The organism is Sphingobium sp. Leaf26 (assembly GCF_001421665.1).
GTDB lineage: Bacteria > Pseudomonadota > Alphaproteobacteria > Sphingomonadales > Sphingomonadaceae > Sphingobium.
The window spans coordinates 592,210-609,220 of record NZ_LMKV01000001.1; the positions used below are offsets into that span (position 1 = coordinate 592,210).

19 protein-coding genes are annotated in these 17,011 nt (G+C 64.8%); 5 read left to right on the top strand and 14 right to left on the bottom strand.

Annotated elements, in window-relative coordinates; translation table 11 throughout:
• Positions 1 to 35: 35 nt before the first annotated feature.
• The 3 genes from ASE85_RS02940 to ASE85_RS02950 form a co-directional block, all read right to left on the bottom strand.
• Positions 36 to 1,313 carry a DUF4350 domain-containing protein gene (locus ASE85_RS02940; protein WP_056683155.1) on the bottom strand — a complete coding sequence of 426 codons (1,278 nt, stop codon included), beginning with the start codon at positions 1,311 to 1,313 and terminating at the stop codon, positions 36 to 38.
• Positions 1,314 to 1,458: 145 nt separating this feature from the next.
• Positions 1,459 to 1,770, bottom strand: coding sequence for a hypothetical protein (locus tag ASE85_RS02945; protein WP_056684295.1), 312 nt, complete (start codon positions 1,768 to 1,770; stop codon positions 1,459 to 1,461).
• A 41-nt stretch (positions 1,771 to 1,811) separates the two neighbouring features.
• Positions 1,812 to 2,807 (bottom strand): cysteine synthase A, encoded by a 996-nt coding sequence (locus tag ASE85_RS02950; protein WP_056683158.1) that lies wholly within the window; start codon positions 2,805 to 2,807, stop codon positions 1,812 to 1,814.
• A gap of 195 nt (positions 2,808 to 3,002) precedes the next feature.
• Between ASE85_RS02950 and ASE85_RS02955 the strand changes: the two genes are divergently transcribed.
• Together ASE85_RS02955 and ASE85_RS02960 are read left to right on the top strand one after the other, a co-directional pair.
• Entirely contained in the window at positions 3,003 to 3,989 is a 987-nt protein-coding gene (locus ASE85_RS02955; RefSeq protein WP_056683161.1) for a cell wall hydrolase, read from the top strand.
• A gap of 363 nt (positions 3,990 to 4,352) precedes the next feature.
• Positions 4,353 to 4,481 (top strand): entericidin A/B family lipoprotein, encoded by a 129-nt coding sequence (locus ASE85_RS02960; RefSeq protein ID WP_056683165.1) that lies wholly within the window; start codon positions 4,353 to 4,355, stop codon positions 4,479 to 4,481.
• A 347-nt stretch (positions 4,482 to 4,828) separates the two neighbouring features.
• Here the strand turns inward: ASE85_RS02960 and tatC are convergent, their stop codons facing one another.
• From tatC to ASE85_RS03005, 9 genes are all read right to left on the bottom strand, one after another.
• A complete protein-coding gene (gene tatC / locus ASE85_RS02965; protein ID WP_056683167.1) occupies positions 4,829 to 5,608 on the bottom strand; it encodes a twin-arginine translocase subunit TatC in 780 nt (259 codons plus the stop codon).
• Positions 5,605 to 6,087, bottom strand: a complete 483-nt coding sequence (gene tatB / locus ASE85_RS02970) for a Sec-independent protein translocase protein TatB (RefSeq protein ID WP_056683170.1) — start codon at positions 6,085 to 6,087, stop codon at positions 5,605 to 5,607. The genes tatC and tatB overlap by 4 nt, the downstream gene beginning before the upstream one ends.
• 26 nt (positions 6,088 to 6,113) lie before the next feature.
• Positions 6,114 to 6,359, bottom strand: coding sequence for a twin-arginine translocase TatA/TatE family subunit (locus ASE85_RS02975; protein ID WP_056683173.1), 246 nt, complete (start codon positions 6,357 to 6,359; stop codon positions 6,114 to 6,116).
• Between the two features lie 28 nt (positions 6,360 to 6,387).
• Positions 6,388 to 6,981 (bottom strand): SMC-Scp complex subunit ScpB, encoded by a 594-nt coding sequence (scpB, locus tag ASE85_RS02980; protein WP_056683176.1) that lies wholly within the window; start codon positions 6,979 to 6,981, stop codon positions 6,388 to 6,390.
• Positions 6,978 to 7,745, bottom strand: coding sequence for a segregation and condensation protein A (locus ASE85_RS02985; RefSeq protein WP_056683180.1), 768 nt, complete (start codon positions 7,743 to 7,745; stop codon positions 6,978 to 6,980). Before ASE85_RS02985 ends, scpB begins: the two co-directional genes overlap by 4 nt.
• Positions 7,746 to 7,753: 8 nt before the next feature.
• On the bottom strand, positions 7,754 to 8,767 hold the full coding sequence (gene nagZ, locus ASE85_RS02990; protein WP_056683183.1) for a beta-N-acetylhexosaminidase: 1,014 nt from the start codon (positions 8,765 to 8,767) through the stop codon (positions 7,754 to 7,756).
• Between the two features lie 66 nt (positions 8,768 to 8,833).
• On the bottom strand, positions 8,834 to 9,556 hold the full coding sequence (locus ASE85_RS02995) for an SPOR domain-containing protein (protein WP_056683187.1): 723 nt from the start codon (positions 9,554 to 9,556) through the stop codon (positions 8,834 to 8,836).
• A gap of 13 nt (positions 9,557 to 9,569) precedes the next feature.
• Entirely contained in the window at positions 9,570 to 11,297 is a 1,728-nt protein-coding gene (gene argS / locus ASE85_RS03000; RefSeq protein ID WP_056683190.1) for an arginine--tRNA ligase, read from the bottom strand.
• 117 nt (positions 11,298 to 11,414) lie between these two features.
• Positions 11,415 to 12,023: a hypothetical protein gene (locus ASE85_RS03005; protein ID WP_056683194.1), complete on the bottom strand. Its 609-nt coding sequence runs from the start codon at positions 12,021 to 12,023 to the stop codon at positions 11,415 to 11,417.
• Between the two features lie 174 nt (positions 12,024 to 12,197).
• On the opposite strand from ASE85_RS03005, the gene ispH reads away from it, so the two are divergent.
• Genes ispH through rnhA form a run of 3 tightly spaced genes read left to right on the top strand, consistent with a single transcriptional unit; the run spans position 12,198 to position 14,593 of the window.
• Positions 12,198 to 13,157: a 4-hydroxy-3-methylbut-2-enyl diphosphate reductase gene (ispH, locus tag ASE85_RS03010; RefSeq protein WP_056683197.1), complete on the top strand. Its 960-nt coding sequence runs from the start codon at positions 12,198 to 12,200 to the stop codon at positions 13,155 to 13,157.
• 3 nt (positions 13,158 to 13,160) lie between these two features.
• Positions 13,161 to 14,150 carry a homoserine kinase gene (gene thrB / locus ASE85_RS03015; RefSeq protein ID WP_056683200.1) on the top strand — a complete coding sequence of 330 codons (990 nt, stop codon included), beginning with the start codon at positions 13,161 to 13,163 and terminating at the stop codon, positions 14,148 to 14,150.
• Positions 14,147 to 14,593, top strand: coding sequence for a ribonuclease HI (gene rnhA / locus ASE85_RS03020; RefSeq protein WP_056683203.1), 447 nt, complete (start codon positions 14,147 to 14,149; stop codon positions 14,591 to 14,593). The genes thrB and rnhA overlap by 4 nt, the downstream gene beginning before the upstream one ends.
• Positions 14,594 to 14,602: 9 nt before the next feature.
• On the opposite strand, the gene ASE85_RS03025 is transcribed toward rnhA, so the two are convergent.
• Together ASE85_RS03025 and ASE85_RS03030 are read right to left on the bottom strand one after the other, a co-directional pair.
• Entirely contained in the window at positions 14,603 to 15,385 is a 783-nt protein-coding gene (locus tag ASE85_RS03025; RefSeq protein WP_056683206.1) for a nucleotidyltransferase family protein, read from the bottom strand.
• A gap of 40 nt (positions 15,386 to 15,425) precedes the next feature.
• The gene (locus ASE85_RS03030) at positions 15,426 to 16,901 is read right to left on the bottom strand and encodes a M23 family metallopeptidase (RefSeq protein ID WP_443018465.1); all 1,476 of its coding nucleotides are present in this window, start codon (positions 16,899 to 16,901) and stop codon (positions 15,426 to 15,428) included.
• Between the last annotated feature and the right edge of the window lie 110 nt (positions 16,902 to 17,011).

The window sequence follows — 17,011 nt, forward strand, 5'->3', positions numbered from 1 at the left end:
TGGGTGGTGATGGGAAAAGACGGTGAAATACGGGACTAACCGGATTTGTTATCTTTTGCGCCGCCATATTCCCTTTCTGTTCCGGGGCTGAAGCCTCGCCCGTCCCGGCGAAGGCGTATCGCGCCCAGCATCGCCCATATCATCCCAGCCAAAAGCGCCCACCTGAGTCCCCGGATGACGTCGCGCGACTCCCGCATCCAGCGCCGGTCGCCGGCTATGGCAGCGCCACCCAGCCAGCGAACGAGCCCCGCGGGCGTATCGGCCACCCAGTAGCGGGGATCGAGAGGATGAGCCGGATCGGCGAGCCAGAGCCGGTCGTCGATCAGGTCGGCATCGCCCAACAGCACAACCTCTCCCCTGCCCAGCCGCTTGCGATGGACGATCCGGCGGTCGTCGCCCATGGCATAAAGCTGCGCACCTGACAGGGTGAGGAGATCGCCGTCGATTATGCGGCGGACCTCCCGATCCTCGATCGCGAGTGGCGCTGCCCCCCAATGGTGCAGCAGCGGCTGCAACTGACTGATCGAGGGCGCGCGGCGGCGATCGCCCAGCGGCAGGCTCGACGGCCACCGCAGCAGCGGGTCGGCCAGCACCAATATCGTACCGCCATCCCGCACCCATTGGTCGATCGCGACCAGTTGTGCCGGCGCCAGCGCGCGGGGCTGGGCCAGAAGCAGGCGACGCGCACCCGCACCTGTGAGTTGAAGCGGATTATCCATCGGTATGACGGTGAAGCGGGTGCGTAGCAGCGTGACGATCGGCGCATCGCGCGGTTCACCCTGTCCCGCCTCGTCCCAGAAGAGCGGCAGACCGGTGATGACAGCGAGGTCGGGACGGGCCGGGACAGGCCGGACCGGTTGCGCAGGCCCACGCCAGACGAGGACGGCGGCAAGAATCAGGAGGCTCAACCCAACACCCGTTCGTTTCGAGCGTGCCGAGAAACGCATAGGTGACCCCTGCGACTTCTCGACTTCACTCGAAGCGAACGGAAATGAACCAAGGGAAGCGCCGCCGAATGTGGCAAGCAACGCCACCGCGAGAAATCCTGCCACTGCTAGTGGGGCGGGCGCGCGCCCGGCCGCCAATGTGCAAAAGATCAGCACCGTCCCGACGCCACCCAGCGTTACCCAGACCTGCATCAGCCAGCCACGCCGCGAGAGCAGCAGCCCAACCATTGCGAGCAGCAAGGCGGCAGACAGGCCCCAATCCCACGGATCGGCCTGCCCGGTCAGGAAAGCGCGCTGCAACCCGGCGAGGAACAGGCCGAGCGGTGACAACCACAGCCAGAGGAATCGCTTCAGGCCGGCTTTCATCGACACCCCTGCATCCCGAATTCATCCGTTCGACATAAACTTGTCGAAGGGCTGTCCTTTGGAAGAGGAGAGCAGGGCTTCGACAGTTTCAGCCTGAACGAGCGTAGGGGACACGCAATATCCACTGATGCCCCGAATGACGCCCCTAGCGCTGCTGCTGCGCGGGGTCGCGGTCGATGGGCTTGCGGATATTGGGATCGGGCTGGAGGTCAGGCACAATCGGCGCCTGCTCCGGTGCGGGCTGTACGCCGAGTTCGGCCAGCGGTTCCTTGGGCGAAACCGCATTTTGCGTCTGGCTCAGCGTGGGCACGACCGGCGGCGGCAGCGCGGCATCATCCATGCGCGCCTTTTCGATCACGATATTGGCGAGGCCAACCAGCAGCACGACGCCCGCCAGACCGGTCAGCCCGATCTGGACGCGCTGCAACCCTTCCTGACGGCGGGGTGTTTCAGCCATGCTTGCGCTCTTATTGTCTTCGCCGCGACCCGTGTCGACGATCATGCAGTCTGCGCGAGCCAGGGGAAGACCGTCAAGCCCTTAGATTCCAGCCATTGCCGGTTGTAGAGGGTCGAAAGGTACCGGAAGCCAGTGTCACACAGGATCGTCGCGATACGCTTGCCCGGCCCCAATTGCCTGGCCAACGCCACTGCGCCCGCGACATTGATGCCCGACGACAGGCCCAGGCACAGCCCTTCTTCGGCCAGCAAGCGGCGGACCCAGAGCAGGCCATCCTCGTCGGAAATGCGGAATTGCGTGTCGATCGGCGCGCCGTCCAGATTGGCGGTGATGCGTCCCTGCCCGATGCCTTCGGCGACCGACGAACCCTCTGCTTTCAATTCGCCATGGGCGTAATAATTGTAGAGCGCCGCGCCATGCGGGTCGCTAAGCGCGATGGTGATCGCCTCATCCTTGGCCTTGAGGCCAAGCCCCACGCCCGCGATCGTGCCGCCGGTCCCCGCCGCGCAGGTAAAACCGTCGATCCGGCCATCCATCTGAGTCCAGATTTCCTCGGCCGTGCCCACGATATGCGCCTTGCGATTGGCGATGTTATCGAACTGGTTGGCCCAGATCGCGCCGGGCGTCTCCTCCGCCATCCGGCGCGAGGTGTGAACGAAATGGCCGGGATTGGAATAGGGCGCCGCCGGCACCGTCACCAGTTCCGCGCCCAGCGCGCGCAGCGTGTCCATCTTTTCCCGGCTTTGCGTTTCGGGCATGACGATGATCGACTTGTAGCCCTTGGCATTGGCGACCAGCGCAAGACCGATGCCGGTATTGCCCGCCGTCCCCTCGACGATCGTGCCGCCCGGCTTGAGCAGTCCCTTCTCCTCGGCATCGTTGACGATGAACAGGGCGGCGCGATCCTTTACGGACGCACCGGGATTGGCGAATTCGCATTTTGCGAAAATGTCGCAGCCCGTCTCCTGCGAGGGGCCAGCGAGGCGCACCATCGGCGTGTTGCCGATCAGCGCGAGACTATCCGATTGAAGCAGCATGAAACCCGCATAGCCCGGCCTGTACGACTTTGCCAAGCAAGGGAATGATGATCGGGGCAAAGCGGGCATTTTAACCTTTGCGCCAATCGCCGTCCCATCGCGGCACAGGCGCAAATGCAGGGAGGAAAGAATAAGGTTTTTCGGCTAAGAGCCAACGGGACGGGCGACGGCGGGTTGCCATTTTACAGGATTGGCATGCGGTTGCTGGCGCAAATGCGAGGGTGGAAAGGGCATGGGGCGATTCTTGCGATCGCGCTGCTGCTGCTCGTGGCGCCGCGCCTCATCACCGCCGCGCCCCTCGACATGCTGGGCGGCGAACAGGATGCCGCCCATGCCGACCCGTCCGAGGTGTCGGCGCAGAATTTCCCCGGCTCCGCCTTCTTCTATGCGCAGGGCGCGTTCGATCCGGTTCCGGGCGTTGCCACGGTGCAAAGCGAACATGTGCTGGGGCTGGACGAAGCGAAGGCCGCGCCGGCGATGGTCTTTCGCGGGATGACCGGCGTGGACAGCTACCGTGCAATCAACTGCCTGACATCGGCCATCTATTATGAGGCCGCCAACGAGCCGGACGACGGCCAGCGGGCGGTTGCGCAAGTGGTGCTGAACCGGGTGCGCAGTCCGCTCTGGCCCAACACGGTCTGCGGCGTCGTCTATCAGGGGTCGGAACGGACCGACTTTCGATGCCAGTTCACTTTCAGCTGCGACGGCGCCATGGCGCGGATGCCGGCGGCGGCGGCCTGGGTGCGGGCGCGGCGCGTGGCCGAACAGGCGCTTGCTGGACAGGTCTATGTGCCGGTCGGCCTGGCGACCCATTATCATACGCTGGCGGTACGTCCAGAATGGTCGTCCAGCCTTCAGGCGGTGGCGGTAATCGGCGCGCATATCTTCTATCGCAATCCTGGGTTCAACGGCACGCCCGCCGCCTTCCGCATTCCCTATCTGGGACGGGAGACGATTTCAGGCCCGGCGCGTACCAGTTGGCCCGCCAGGCCCGTCGTACCCCTGGAAACGCTTGCCCCCGCTTATGTCCCGCCAGCCGGCATGCCCCTATCCGCCACCCCGTCCCAGGCCATGCCGCCCGTCGGATGGACACCCGCACCCCGGCCGCAACCGGCCGATGATGGCCTGCCGGAATCCACCATCCGGCCGGAATATCGCAATACGGGCCGCCCCCTTACCTGATCTTTTTTCCGTTCAGCCGCCACTTTCTTGTGGTTAACAAGTCGCTCACCATCGAAGCATCTGTAAAAAAAGCATTTAAAGAAATGCGTTTTTTTGGCAGTTGCGGGAACCGATCCGGGTCGCGACGGGTTCTACAATTCGGATAGCAAATCTTTTGCCCCCCGCTCTTGCTATCCACAAAATATGAGCCCGGAATGCTTCCCCCCCCGACGCATTCCGGGCTCAGAATTTTTCCGGGGCAGATTTTCCCTTGAAATCATTATTCTTTCCGGCTGCGGAACGTATTCTGGCAGCGCGGGTTCTTCCTTTCGTCGCTGAGACGGCAATGCCGTCCGGTCACAGAATTTGACGAGGAGACTTTCGATGACGAAGAAAATCCTGGCTGCCGTGCTGCTCACAGGTTCGCTGATGGTCGCTGCATGCAACACGGTCGAGGGCGCGGGCCGCGACGTGCAGAGCGCTGGCAAGGCCGTGGAAAAAAGCGCGAACTAAGCGCTACGGATTTACCGTTTACTACCCCCTCCCTAGCATGGCCCGCCCGTCAAACGGCGGGCCTTTTTTTTGGAGAGTGGAGAATGACGATGCGTCGGGCCGATGGTTTTCGGTCAGAGGTGCATTTGAGACCACCCTGTAGCCGTTCCCCAGCGAAAGCTGGGGTCTCAGGCGGCGTTGGAAGGCGGCGAGCCGTCTCGCGCCATCCGTTTACGCAGCGTTCGCCTGCCTGAGATCCCAGCCTTCGCTGGGATGACTGCATGTTGAGAACGCGATCTGAAAGCCGACAGTCCCCGTCTCACGCATTCAGATGCCCCATATCCACTGCGCCTGCTGAACCGGAAGCCTCAGGCCGGAGCCTCTTCCTCCGCTTCCACTTTCGCCGCCTTGCGGTCCGTGAACCAGATGGCGATGATGGTGATTTCGTACAGCAGCAGCAGCGGGATTGCGAGCATCAGTTGCGACACGACGTCCGGCGGGGTCAGCACCGCGGCAAGAATGAAGGCCGCGACGATCATGTAGCGGCGCATGCTGATCAGTTGCGCCCGCGTGACGAAACCTGCACGGTTGAGCAGCATCAGCAGCACCGGCATCAGGAAGCTGATGCCAAAAGCCAGGATGAACTGCATGACCAGCCCCAGATAGGCGTCCGCGCTCGGCAGCGCCTCCACTGACAGGCCGCTGCTATTGCCCTGAAACTCCAGGAAGAAGTGGAAGGCCGTCGGCATCACCACGAAATAGGCCAGGCTGGCCCCCATCGCGAACAGGAAGGGCGTCGCCAGGATGAAGGGCAGCAGCGCCTTCTTTTCCTTGGCATAAAGGCCCGGCGCGACGAAGGCCCAAAGCTGGTTGGCGATGATTGGGAAAGACAGGCAGAAAGCACCGAAGAACGCGATCTTCACCTGCACGAAGAAGGCTTCGTACAGCTTGGTGTACACCAGCCGGCCGCCGCCGTCGCCGAACGCTTCCTTGAGCGGATAGACCAGGATCGCGAACAGTTGCTCCGAAAAATAGAAGCAGATCGCACCGGTCAGGACCAGCGCATAGACGCATTTGAGCAAACGGCCGCGCAATTCGATCAGATGATCGAGCAAGGGCGCCTTGCTGTCGTCGATATCCCCGATCATGCTGCCGCGTCACCCTTTTGAGGCTGAGCGACGGGGGCATCCGCCACATAGGGCGGCCCGTCGTTGGCCGATGTCGTAGCGGGCGACGGCGTAACGGCCGACGGCGAAGCGACTGGCGCCGATTCGGCGACGAAGGGCGGCTTTTCCACCGGCGCGGTGTCCGCGACATAGGGCGGCATATCCTGCACCCCGTCCTGCGCTGACGTTTCGACCGGCGCGGGCAGAGCATCCGTCGATGTTTCGGGCGGGTGCTCGTCCATGATCCGCTTGTTCTGCGCGGCCCATTTCTTTTCCAGCTCTTCCAGTTCCACTTCGCGCACCATGGCGTCGATGCCGGTGCGGAAATGACGGGCCATGCCCTGCGCCTTGCCGACGATCTGCCCCACCTTGTAGAGCGCGCGCGGCAAGTCCTTCGGCCCGATCACGATCACGGCAATGATCACGATCACCAGAAATTCAGACGAATCGATACCAAACATGCGGGACTATCGGCCTTGCTGGAGGATCAGGCCTTGGTCTTTTCTTCGGTCGCGCTGGGCGTCGGCGCATCCTGTTCGGGCACACGATGACCGTCGATGCGCACGGCCGGCTTGGCCGGCGTCACATCGTCGTCATCATCGGCCATGCCCTTCTTGAAGCTCTTGATGCCCTTGGCCACGTCGCCCATCAGGCCGGAAATACGGCCGCCACCGAACAGCAGCATGACGACCAGGAGCACGATCACCCAGTGCATCAGCGAAAAGGAACCCATTTTTCAATACTCCTAGTAGAGGGCCTATCTAGGCCTCTTCGTCGTCATTTTCCAGAACGGATTGCCCGCCCATACCCTCCAGCGCCAAATCAACGGGGTCGAGCAGACCTGCGGCGCGCAAATCGTCCATTCCGGGAAGGTCGCGACGGCTGCTAAGCCCGAAATGTGACAGAAAATCTACGCTGGTCGCATAGATGAGCGGGCGACCGGGCACTTCACGCCGTCCGGCGGGGCGGACCCAGCCCGCCTCCATCAATACGTCCAGCGTCCCCTTGGCCACCTGAACCCCGCGAATGGCTTCGATTTCCGCACGGCTGACCGGCTCGTGATAGGCGATGATCGCCAGCGTCTCCATGGCGGCACGCGACAATTTGCGCGGTTCGTCCTTCTCCCGGCGCAGGATATGGGCGAGATCGCTCGCGGTCTGGAAATGCCAGCGCCCGCCCCGCTCGACCAGGTTGATACCCCGCCCGGCATAATGATCCGACAGCGTGCACAACGCCGCATCCAGATTACCGCCCTCACCCACATGCAGCCTGAGTTCCGCCGGTGTCAGCGGCGCTTCTGCCACGAACAGGGCGGCCTCTAACGCGCGGAGAAAATCGTCAGGCTCACTGCTCATGCCGCGCTTCCCTGATTCGGTGCGGGCGCACGCAGATAGATGGGGGCGAAGATGCCGTCCTGCTGCATCTCCAGCCGGCCCTGCCGCGCCAGTTCCAGCGCCGCGACGAAGCTGCTGGCCAGCGCCGACTTCGCCTTCGGCGCATCCAGATCCGGGGGGAGAAAGGATTCGAGCCGGGTCCAGTCGACCGCCGTGCCGACGAGCGACCCGACCCGCTGGATCGCCTCGTCCAGCGTCATCACCGGGCGCACCGCGATGGTGTGGACCACCGGCTGGGTCCGGGCGCGAATCTGGCCATAGGCCTGGATCAGGTCATAGAGGCTGGCCCGCCACTGCGCCTTCTTCACCAACCGCAGTCCCTCCGGCTTGCGCCGGATGAAGACGTCGCGCCCCACCCGGTCGCGCGCCATCAACCGGGCGGCGGCATCGCGCATCGCGTGCAAACGCTGGAGCCGTAATTGCAACCGCAGCGCCATTTCTTCCGGGCTGGGATCTTCCTGCTCCTGCCGGGGCAGCAGTAGCGCGGATTTGAGATAGGCGAGCCATGCCGCCATCACCAGATAATCGGCCGCCAGTTCCAGCCGCAACTGCCGCGCACCGTCGATAAACGCCAGATATTGCTCGGTCAGCGCCAGAATGGAGATTTCGCGCAGATCGACCTTCTGCGTGCGCGCCAGATTGAGCAGCAGGTCGAGCGGCCCCTCCCACGCATCGAAGCTGACGGTGAGCGTTTCGACACTGGGAACAGCCGGCTGGCCGAACATATCCTCAGTCAAGCGAGCGCCAGCCCCAAGAGCGAATCGCGAGTCGCCAGCAATTCTTCCAGTTCCGGCTGATCGCCCCCCCGCGTCACCGACGTCATCGCCCGGTCGAGCCGCGCCCGCGCCTGATCCGTGATGTCGGGCAGCAAACCGGCGATGCCGACCATATCGTCCATCCGCCCCCAGCAATTGAGCGCCAGATCGCATCCCGCCGCGACCACGCCGGCCGCGAGTTCGGGGATGCTGCCCCGCAACGCCTTCATGTCCAGATCATCGGACATCAGCAGCCCGTCAAAGCCGATCCGCTGGCGGATGATCTCGCCGATAATCCTGGGCGACAGGCTGGCCGGGCGCTCCGCATCCCATTCGGTGTAGACGACATGGGCTGTCATCCCCATCGGCGCGCGATTGAGCGTGCGGAACGGCGCCAGGTCGGTTTCCAGTGCATTGAGGTTGGCATTGACGATCGGCAGCGCCAGATGGCTGTCCACCATCGCCCGGCCATGGCCCGGCATATGCTTGACGATGCCGACCACGCCGCCTTCGGCCAGTCCTTCGAGCGTGGCGCGGCCCAGCGCCGCCACCCGCATCGGATCGGCACCCAGCGTGCGGTCGCCCATGATGTCGCTCGCCCCGTCCTGCCGCACATCCAGCAACGGTAGCGCATCGACGGTGATGCCGACGTCCGCCAGCGTGAGCGCAATCGCACGGGCATTGGCGCGCGCGGCGGCAATGGCGCTCGACGGCGCGATGTCGTAGAGTTGGTCGAACGCCGCGGCGGGCGGGAAGCTGGGCCAGACCGGCGCCTGCATCCGGGCCACCCGGCCACCCTCCTGATCGATCATGATCAGCAGGTCGTCGCGGCCATGCAGGTTGCGCAGATCATCGGTCAGCGCCCGCACCTGCGCGCGGTCGGCGATGTTGCGCCTAAACATTATGTAGCCGGCCGGTTCAGCCTCAGCAAAGAAGGCGCGCTCGTCGGCGGTCAGGGTTTCGCCGGAAAGACCGAAGATGACGGGTTTCATGCGCCTGATGGTAGCGCGTGAAACCGGGATTGTCGAAGGGGAAGAGCAGCGCCCTTCCCCTTCATGTCAGTTCACGACCATGCAGCTTTCGCCGGCGACTTTCAGCCTGCCGCAGATGGTGCCGGCTTGCCCGCCGGCGCCGGCGCGCAGGCGGTAGACGGTGCCGCCGCCAACCTGTGCCGGTTCGACCGTCATAGCGAGCGGCGCGAGATAGGCGAAGCGCTTCGACAATTTGGTCCAGGCATCCTTGGCGCCGGACGCGCTACCGTAGGCGCCCAACTGGATCATCGCGCCACCGGCGGCTGGTCTGGCCGTTGCGACCGGGCGAACGCTGGTTTCGTCCGTGACCCGCGCGGTGACGCTGGCGGCGGGTTTGTTCGGCGCGGCCGGCGCAGGGCCGGCCGGCGCGGGCGCGGTCTTGGCGATCGGTGCTTCGGGCACGCGGCTGGGGTCGATACGGCCATCGCGGGCCACGCCTTCGCTGGCGGCGAAGCTGGCATCGCCTTCGCCGTCGAACTTCTTGGCGTCGGCCTCATTGGCGGCGATCTTGTAATCCTCGGTCGGTGCCGCGATGAGTTGACCCTCGCCAGCGCCACCACCGCCATTGCGATTCTGCATCCACCAGACGCTGGCGACCACCGCCCCGATCAGGGCAAGGCCGAGCAGGATCAGGCCGAGCAGCCGCAAGGGCGAGATGCGATCGTCCGCCTCATCGTCGATGGCCGGCTCCAGCCAGGGCAGACGATCCTCATCGTCAAGGTCCAGTCGTCCGCGCGCATAATCGCTCATTATATCCAGCGCCTCACTGCATTTCCGTCAGGGCCGCAACGCCCATGAGAGCGAGCCCGTTGCGGATAATCTGCCCTATTCCTTGCGCAAGGAAAAGCCGGGTCGCGGTAAGCGCCGGTTGGTCGGCCAGGATGACGCGCGCCTGTGGATCATCATTGCCCATATTCCACCAGCCATGGAAGGCCGACGCCAAGTCATTGAGATAGAAGGCGACACGGTGCGGTTCGCGGGCCTGCGCCGCGCCATCCACCACGCGCGGGAATTGCGCAGCGAGCTTTACCAGGCCCAGTTCCGCCGTCCCAAGAAGGGACAGGTCGGGCGCTGGCAGCGCAATCCCGGCTTCCTGCGCGCGGCGGCCGAGCGAGGAAATGCGGGCATGGGCGTACTGCACATAGAAGACCGGATTGTCCTTCGACGCTTCCACCACCTTGGCGAAATCGAAATCCATCTGGGCGTCGGCCTTGCGCGTCAGCATGGTGAAGCGGACGACATCCTTGCCCACTTCCTTGACCACATCGGCCAGCGTCACGAAATTACCCGCCCGCTTGGACATCTTCACCGGCTCGCCATCGCGCAGCAGGCGGACCATCTGGATCAGCTTGACGTCGAAGCGCGCCTTGCCTTCGGTGAGCGCGGCGACGGCGGCCTGGATGCGCTTCACCGTCCCGGCATGGTCCGCGCCCCAGATGTCGATCAACTGGTCCGCGCTCTGGGCCTTCTGATAATGATAGGCCATGTCGGCGCCGAAATAGGTCCACGACCCGTTCGACTTCTTGATCGGCCGATCCTGATCGTCGCCAAATTGCGTCGAGCGGAACAGCGGCAGTTCCACCGGCTCCCAGTCGTCGGGCAACTCGCCCTTGGGCGCTTCCAGCACGCCGTCATAGACCAGGTCGTGCGCGCGCAGCCAGGCTTCGGCCTGCTCCGGCTTGCCCGCCGCCTGCAATTCCGCCTCCGAAGAGAAGAGGTCGTGATGGATACCCAGCAGCGCGAGATCGTCGCGGATCATATCCATCATCTTCGCCACGGCAAAGGTGCGGAACGTCACCAGCCAGTCCGCTTCGGGTGCGCCGACGAATTTGTCGCCATAGTCCGCAGCCAGAGCCTGTCCCACTGGCACCAGATAGTCGCCGGGATAGAGCCCTTCGGGAATGGCGCCGACATCCTCGCCCAGCGCCTCGCGATAACGGACATGCGCCGACCGGGCGAGCACGTCGACCTGCCCGCCCGCATCGTTGATATAATATTCGCGCGTCACCTTATGCCCGGCATATTCCAGCAACGTGGCGAGCGCGTCGCCCACCACCGCGCCGCGGCAATGGCCCATGTGCATCGGCCCCGTCGGATTGGCAGAAACATATTCGACGTTGACGGTAACGCCCTGACCAAAATCGGACCGGCCATAATCATCCGCATCGGCATGGATCGCGGCGAGTTCCGCGCGCCAGGTCGGGTCGGTCAGGGTCAGGTTGATGAAGCCGGGGCCGGCGATGGTCGCACTTTCCACTTCGTCCAGCGCCTGCAACTTGGTGACGATCGCGTCGGCCAGCGCGCGCGGATTGGTGCCGGCGGGCTTGGCCAGCACCATCGCGGCGTTGGTGGCGAGGTCGCCATGCGACGGGTCGCGCGGCGGCTCGACCGTCACGGGCTTACGGTTGAGGCCGGCAGGCAGCACGCCTTCAGCCTCCAGCGCGTCCAGCACGGTGTCGAGATGGGCGGTGAAACGGGTGTAAAGGGACACTGTACGAAACTTTCTGACAAGTTCCGTTCGCCCTGAGCCTGTCGAAGGGCCGCTCTTTTCTTTCAAGAAGGGCAAGGCTTCGACAAGCTCAGCCCGAACGGTAGAATGGGGCAGCGCTTAACGGGTCGCGTTATATCGGAGCTGATCCTGGGTCAGGTTGAAACCCACGAGCAGCTCGAAGCTGGTTTTCTGCAATGCCGCCTTCACGTCCGGCTGGGCGAAGGGGTCGATCGCCGCGTCGGCGTCGCCGGCCTTGCGCTTCGCCGTGATCTTCTGCTGGATTTCGGCGGGCAGCGTGGCGGCGGCCTTATCGACATAGGAGCCGGCCTTGGCCTGCGCGCTGGCGCGATAGTCACCGGCGGCGAAGTTCAGCGTCACCTGTCCCACCCGCTTGGCGATCACGGCATTGCCGCCGCGCACCACCGCCGAGAAATAGGGCAAGATCACCTGCCGCGCGGCGCTGGCGTCGCTGCGCCGGGCGTTCACAGTGAAAGTCGCCTCGGTATAGAATTGGCCATTGTCGGCGCAGGTCGACCGCAAATTGGTGATATCGGCCACCACGTCGATCGCCGCGGCGTCGGTCCGGCCGGGCGCGGTGAAGAGCGTGATGTCGCCGGTCTGCGCCGGGATCGCCGCCACCGGGCAGGCCGAACGCACGGCAACGATACCGCCGGTCGCATCGATCTCACCGCGCCGCGAGCAGCCCGCCAGAGCCAGGGCCAACATTCCGGTCAGGGCGATAGGAGACAATTTCACAGGCAGACATTCCTTCGATTGGCCCACAAGACCAGACGCTTTGCGCTTCCTTATCCATCCGCCGCCCGCCACGCAACTGCCCATCCCCTCCAACCATAAGGAAGCCGCTTTCATCCGGCGCCACATTCGCCTAAGCGGCAGGACATGACGCACGCGCCCGCCACCCGCCCGCCGATGAAGCTCCTGATCGCCGCGCCGCGCGGCTTTTGCGCCGGGGTCGACCGAGCGATCATCATCGTCGAAAAAGCGATCGAAGCCTATGGCGCGCCGGTCTATGTCCGCCATGAAATCGTCCACAACAAGTTCGTGGTCGATGGCCTGAAGGCCAAGGGCGCGATCTTCGTGGAAAGCCTGGACCAGGTACCCGACGGCGTGCCGGTGGTCTTTTCCGCCCATGGCGTGCCCAAGGCGGTCCCGGCCAAGGCGGAGGCGCGCGGCCTATCCTATCTGGACGCCACCTGCCCGCTGGTCAGCAAGGTCCATCGCCAAGCCGAACGGCAGGTCGCGGCCGGCCGCCATATCCTGTTCATCGGGCACAAGGGCCACCCGGAGGTGATCGGTACGTTCGGTCAGGTACCCGACGGCACGATGACGCTCATCGAAACGGTCGAGGATGCGGAGGCGTTCGCCCCGTCCGACGACGACAATCTCGCCTTCCTGACACAGACGACGCTGTCGGTGGACGATACCGCCGCGATCGTCGCCACACTGGAACGCCGTTTCCCCACCATTTCCGCCCCCAAGGGCGAGGATATCTGCTACGCCACGTCGAACCGCCAGACGGCCGTGAAGGCGATCGCGGCGAAGTGCGACGCCCTCTATGTGATCGGAGCGCCCAACAGTTCCAACTCGCTGCGGCTGGTGGAAGTGGCAGAACGCGAGGGCACCCCTGCCCGGCTGATCCAGCGTGCGACGGAAATCGACTTCGACTGGCTGGAGGGCGTGAAAACGCTGGGCCTGACCGCTGGCGCCTCCGCGCCTGAAATATTGGTGCGCGAAGTGGTGGACCGGTTGGCGGACCGCTTCGCGATCGAGGAAGAGCAGGTGGAAACCGCGCGCGAAACGATCGCCTTCAAACTGCCCCGCGGGCTGGAGACTGCATAAGCCATGGCCGTCTACACCCACGTCCCCGCCGAAGAGATCGACGCCTTCCTCACCCGCTATGATGCCGGCCGGCTGGTATCGGCCAAGGGCATAGCCGAAGGGGTGGAGAACAGCAATTATCTGCTCGAAACGACCGGCCATGACGGGAATAAAGGTATCGGGGGCCACCGCTACATCCTGACGCTGTACGAAAAGCGGGTGGATGAAGCCGACCTGCCCTTCTTCATGGACCTGCTCGACCATCTGGGCGCGCGCGGTTGCCTCGTCCCGCGCTTCATCGCCGATCGGGAAGGCAGGCGGCTCCAGCAACTCTCCGGCCGCCCTGCCTGCCTGATCGAGTTCCTGACCGGCATTTCCGTCACCGAACCGACCGCCGGGCAGGCGCGCGCGGCCGGCGTGGCGCTGGGTGAACTGCACAAGGCCGCGCAGGGCTTTGCCGGCGAGCGCCGCAATGCGCTGGACAAGGATGGCTGGCACGCACTGGCCGCCAAGTGCGGCGATGATTTCGACCAGATCGAACCCGGCCTTGGCGCGCGCGTGGCGGAGGAACTGGCGTTTCTCGACGCCCATTGGCCGGCCGACCTGCCGCGCAGCGTCATCCATGCCGACCTCTTCCCCGACAATGTGCTGATGCTGGGCGATGAGGTGACGGGCCTCATCGACTTCTATTTCAGCTGCACCGACATCCGCGCCTATGACCTGGCCGTCACCCACAGCGCCTGGTGCTTCAGCAATGATGGCAGCATATGGCATGGCGACCGGGCGGCGGCGATGGGCGAAGGCTATGGCGCCGCACACGGCCTGAGCGATGCCGAGCGATCCGCCTTCCCGATATTGTGCCGGGGCGCGGCTTTGCGCTTCCTGCTGACGCGCGCCTATGACTGGATCAACACGCCCGCCGACGCACTGGTGACGCGGAAAGACCCGCTGGCCTATCTGCGTCGGCTGGACTTCTATGCCAAGGCTGATCCGGCGGAATTGCTCGGCGCATGAGCGATTTTCCCAAGGTCGACATTTTCACCGACGGCGCGTGCAAGGGCAATCCCGGCCCCGGCGGCTGGGGCGCGGTGCTGCGCTTTGGCGATAAGGAAAAGGAAATCTCCGGCGGCGAGGCGCAGACGACCAACAACCGCATGGAAATGATGGCGGCGGTCGAGGCGCTGAACACGCTCAAGAAGCCCTGTCAGGTGACGCTCTACACCGACAGCAAATATGTGATGGACGGCATCACCAAATGGGTGTTCGGCTGGCAGAAGAAGGGCTGGCGGACCGCCGACAACAAGCCGGTCAAAAACGTCGAAATCTGGCAATTGCTGTTGAAGGCCGCCGCCCCGCACAAGCTGACCTGGCAATGGGTGAAGGGCCATGCCGGCCACCCCGAAAATGAGCGCGCCGATGCGCTGGCCTGCGCGGCGGCGGAGCGTTTCCGGAAATAAGGCCTATCGTCAGCGGCGCCGCAGGATCGCCTCGATCAGCGTGACATCCTCCGGCTTGTCGGCGTCGATACAGGCTTCCGGACTATCCATCGCCACCAGCCGCGCGGCGAGGCCAAACTTCCGGCCGATCCGTGCCATCCCGCCACGCAACGTCAGGATGCGCAGCAGCGCCCCCAGCAACGCGAACGGGCCGAAGGCGGCCAGTATCTTCCAGCCCTTCTTGCGGTCCTGCTCCACCTCCTGCCACAAGGCGATGATCCGGCTCGCCTTGTCGCTGCCGAACCAGAAGATGTTCGCGCCCGACCACCAGCCGTCGCGGAATTTGAGCCAGGTGCGCCGCGACTGCGGATAACGCGCCAGCAAGGTTGCCCGCTCCACCATGGCGACGGCGATATCCGCGCCGTTCGCCTGCCCCACGAACTGGTCGAGCATCGCGCGGTCGAGCAGCACATGGTCGGCCGTGGTCATCAGGATCGGGAAAGGCAAGTCCTCCCCCTCCAGCAGCGTCAGCAGCGAGGATGCGATCCCCTGCCCGCCTTTTTCGAATCGCACGCGCGGGTGATCCGCCAGCCAGGCAGTGGCTGGGTCGGCGGCGAACAGATCGGCGCGCTGGGTCAGGATCACCACCTGCCCGATTGCGGGATGGTCCAGCAGCGCGCGCGCCGGCCGATTGATCATCGGCTCGCCGCCCACCGGCACCAGCGGCTTTACCGCTACGCCCGCGGCCTGCGCCAGAGGATCGGGAATCGGGCGCGCGCCCGCAAGCAGGATGGCAGTGATGGAACCAGTCATCGCCGCGCGTTAGCGGAGCCTCTCCGTGGCGGGAAGCGCCTTATTTGCCCGAAGCCACCGGGTTCGCCGAGGCCTTCTGCGCGAAACTGTCATGCAGGCCCACGCGCAGCCCCTGATATTGCGCCAACCGCGTACGGAAGGCGGACAGTTCTGCCCCTGCCAGTTGCGCCGTCGTGGTGAACTTCACCGACAGCGGATTGACCGTCGCGCCATTGCGATACAACTCATAATGGAGATGTGGTCCGGTCGACAGGCCGGTCGATCCGACATAGCCGATCACCTGACCGCGCCGCACCCGCTGGCCCGGTTCCGCCGCGATGCGGCTCATATGCGCATAGCCGGTGGCCAGGCCGCCGCCATGCTGGATACGCACATAATTGCCATGGCCGCCATGCCGCCCGGCAAAGGCGACCACACCGTCGGTCACGGCATAGATGGGCGATCCATAACGCGCCGCAAAGTCGATACCGGCGTGCATGCGGGTATAGCCCAATATCGGATGGCGGCGCTGGCCATAACCCGAAGACATGCGGCCAGCGACCGGGGCCGACAACACACCGCGCCGTTCGCCCACGCCCGACGCCTCGAACCATTCGGTGCGGCCGTCTTTCGTCCATTTCAGCATGTCGACCGACTTGCCGCGCGACCGCCGAAGGCCGGCATAAAGCAGGTCGCCCACTTCCACGTCGCCGGTTTCGGCGCGGCGATATTCGGTCACGATGTCGTAGCGGTCACCCGCGCCGATGCCGCCCAGATCGACCTGCCCGGCGATGACGCGCAGGAAGGCCTGCACCGCCTTGGGCGGCGCACCGGCCGCGCGCGCGGAGCGATAGATGCTGTCGCCGACCACGCCCTGGATGCGCAGCGGCGTATTGTCGACACGGATGGGGATGCGCTTGATCGACAACACGCCGCCTGCGCGCGTCAACTCCAGACTGAGGTCGAGCCGGGCGCGGAAGGCCAGCCTGTCGAGTGGACGCGGCCGGTCGCGGCTGGTGCGGCGCCCTAATATGATGTCGAGGCGCGTACCGGGCTTCACGCCATCGCTCATGTCGTCACCGACCATTGCCGTCACGGTCGCGACGTCGCCACCGCTGACCCCGGCGCGCGACAAAGCGCGGGCCAGCGTATCGCTGCTGCCGATCTGGGCACTGAGTTCGATCTGGGGCCGTTCCGGCGTCTCGCGCAGCGGCTGTACCGCGTCGGTTGCGCCCATATGCCGTCCGCTGTCCGCGCCCAGCGCGAGCGGCGTCATCATCTGGCTGCGCACCTCGTCATAATGCGCGTCGGTCAGGCGGACGCCAGGCAGGCCGGGAATGGGCTGGAAGGAAGGCGAAAGGTAGAGCGCCGTGGCGCAAAGGCCGAAGCAGGTGGCTAATCCCCGAAACCAGGTGAGGCTGCCCACCCGTTCGGCAAGATCCGGGACCAGATCGACCTCGTCCGCCCAATCGCGCAGGCGCGTGCGCCAGTCGCGTGGTTGCGGGGCCGCCCCGGCATGAGCCAGGGAATCAGCCATCCATAGCGACATCGACGCGCCGCCCTGTTGCGATCCCAACTGGCTTTCCTGAAACAAACCCGCGACCCCAAAGGCATTTTTATCATTGCTGCGCCGGCAACGTCCCCCGC